We start from the raw sequence: 2,096 nt of genomic DNA, 5'->3' as shown, positions 1-2,096 counted from the left end.
CGACTGGACGATGCAGCGGCTGGCCGACATCCTCGATGCGCCGGTCGACCGACCGACCATCCTGGACACGACGGCGCTCGGTGCTGCCTGGCTTGCCGGCTCGAAGGCGGGTGTGTGGCCGAAGGCAAAGGAGTTCGCCAAGACCTGGGCGCTCGACCGCCGCTTCAAGCCGAAGATGGACACTGCGGCACGCACCGCCAAGCTGGCGGGCTGGCGTGACGCTGTGCGCAGGACGCTGAGCGTGCCATAAATCGGCAGCGAGATCGGCTGGGTGAGGGGTGAATGAATCCAGATTGGTATACTGGCTGGCGCGAAGAGGCTTTCGATCAGCTGAAAGCCAAGAACGACCGCCTGCAGAAGGATTTCCGCCTCGGCAGCTGGCCGCGCTACGACTACGATCTGAAGGCACGAAAGCTCCTGTTCTCGGAGCAAGGCGTTATCAAGGTCGTCGCCGAGATCCAGATTGCGGGCAGTACGAGCGCCAAAGCTGACAACTGGCTGTGGGCCTGGGCAAATTCAAACCTGCCCGGCGAACTCCTCGAAGACGCCAAGCGGGTTCGGTCCTTCGGCGAGGAAAAAGGCATCGATGAGCTGGCTCAGGCCTATGTGCTCGACACGAACAATGACCTGGAGGCGCTCGGCTGGGGGCTGAGCGGGGCAATGGTTCGCATCTGCGATGCACTCGGCGCTTACCGCTCCCCACGCGGTGAAGGCGGAGGCCTGTATCTGATCTTCAAGACCATCGGCTGGGCCAGTTGATCCGCGGATCGCTTCCTTGACCGGGATGTCGCGAAAGGCCCGTGCCGTTGCCGGCACGGGCCTCCGCAGCCTCCCGTGTTCCGATGATCAGGTCAGTAGGGCGAATAGCACTGCTGACGCGGGCCGTTGTACGGCTGGAACGTGTTGTCCCAGGCGCGGTAGGAGCGGTAGCGGTCGTAGCACCATTGGACATGGGCATCGCCACCGCGATAGACACGGTTCTGGTTGTTGATGATGGCACCGGTAATCAACGCGCCCGTGGCGAAGGCCGCCAGCGGGAACCAGAAGTCGCCGTGACGGCGATAGCCGCGACGATATTCGCGATAACCGCGATGGCCATTCCAGTACACGACACCGTCCCGGCGCGAGAATTCGCGATTGAGCGCGCGGTGTCTCCTCCAGTCCCGGTACTGCACAGTCTGGACGTCCGAAGACAGCCCCTGGCCCAGCGGTACATAATTTGGCTGGGCATTGACTGGCACAATGTCCGCCGCCACGAAAGACGCCGACAGCGCGGCCGCCAGCAGGCTGGATGCGATCCTGTTCATCGCTCTTCTCCTCGAAGGGTTGTTGACGTCCCTTGTGTCCGAAAAAACGGGCGACATAGGCAATTGTTCCCAGGTTCCCGTTCAGATTGCAGAATGCGCCTTGACGGTGGTGGCGTTTTACGGAGGCAAGCCCTTCGCCCCTCTCATGCGCTATGCCGCGCATGCCCGCATGGCCACAATGCCGCGCCGAACACAGCGAAAATCCAGCCTGTAGGCCATGTTTTTCCGGTTGACCCGTCGCGGCACTCTCCCTATGTTCCGCGCAATTTCGAGGGCGGCCTTAATCGAGCCCGCGGGAGCGCGTAGCTCAGCCGGTAGAGCAACTGACTTTTAATCAGTAGGTCTCGGGTTCGAACCCCGACGCGCTCACCAAATTTTTCAATGAATGCAATGTGATATCGTTTCTCACCTGGAACGGGCGAGGGCGGTTCTCCTAACAGGAACCTAACAAAATGGCCCGCCGCCGAGGCAGCGGGCCAAACTTCACAATGTTGTTGGATGTCATGCACCTTGGGCGGCTGCCCGAACATAGTTGTTCGGCATCGGATCTTCTCCAATTCGGTTTGTGTGAGGCTCTAGCGCTTTCGCAAGAACCGAAATTCTGATATCAGAGTTTTTATGCCAAAGCACGAAACCGTGATATCAAAGAAACGGCGGGGACCGGTCCCAACCGGAAAGGGCGTGCCGATCATGGTCCGCCTTCAACCGGACATGCTCGCGGGCGTCGATCAGTTTGTTGCCGAACATGAGGTTTCCCGACCTGAAGCCGTCCGATTGATCATTCGTGAC

Annotated in this window: 2 protein-coding genes, 1 tRNA gene and 1 pseudogene; 3 read left to right on the top strand and 1 reads right to left on the bottom strand. The window is 60.4% G+C overall.

Translation table 11 applies throughout. From position 1 onward, the window contains the following. Both EN742_RS32840 and EN742_RS32835 read left to right on the top strand, forming a co-directional pair. A pseudogene (locus EN742_RS32840) lies at window positions 1–250 on the top strand (FGGY-family carbohydrate kinase); the annotation flags it as partial. A gap of 32 nt (window positions 251–282) precedes the next feature. Continuing rightward, window positions 283–759 carry a DUF6882 domain-containing protein gene (locus EN742_RS32835; protein WP_126054718.1) on the top strand — a complete coding sequence of 159 codons (477 nt, stop codon included), beginning with the start codon at window positions 283–285 and terminating at the stop codon, window positions 757–759. A gap of 92 nt (window positions 760–851) precedes the next feature. Here the strand turns inward: EN742_RS32835 and EN742_RS32830 are convergent, their stop codons facing one another. Continuing rightward, window positions 852–1,307, bottom strand: a complete 456-nt coding sequence (locus tag EN742_RS32830; RefSeq protein ID WP_126054717.1) for a BA14K family protein — start codon at window positions 1,305–1,307, stop codon at window positions 852–854. A gap of 296 nt (window positions 1,308–1,603) precedes the next feature. Here EN742_RS32830 and EN742_RS32825 point away from each other — a divergent pair. Next, a tRNA-Lys gene (locus EN742_RS32825) sits at window positions 1,604–1,679 on the top strand. The last annotated feature ends 417 nt before the right edge of the window (window positions 1,680–2,096 follow it).

The sequence above is a fragment of the Mesorhizobium sp. M4A.F.Ca.ET.020.02.1.1 genome (genome assembly GCF_004022645.1).
Taxonomy (GTDB): Bacteria; Pseudomonadota; Alphaproteobacteria; order Rhizobiales; family Rhizobiaceae; genus Mesorhizobium.
Note: the sequence above shows the minus strand (reverse complement) of the source record. Positions and strands in the feature narration are given on the sequence as shown.

Coding starts and splice junctions, on each gene's coding strand:
- EN742_RS32835 (WP_126054718.1), top strand. CDS start 283: ATGAATCCAGATTGGTATACTGGCTGGCGCGAAGAGGCTTTCGATCAG.
- EN742_RS32830 (WP_126054717.1), bottom strand. CDS start 1,307: ATGAACAGGATCGCATCCAGCCTGCTGGCGGCCGCGCTGTCGGCGTCT.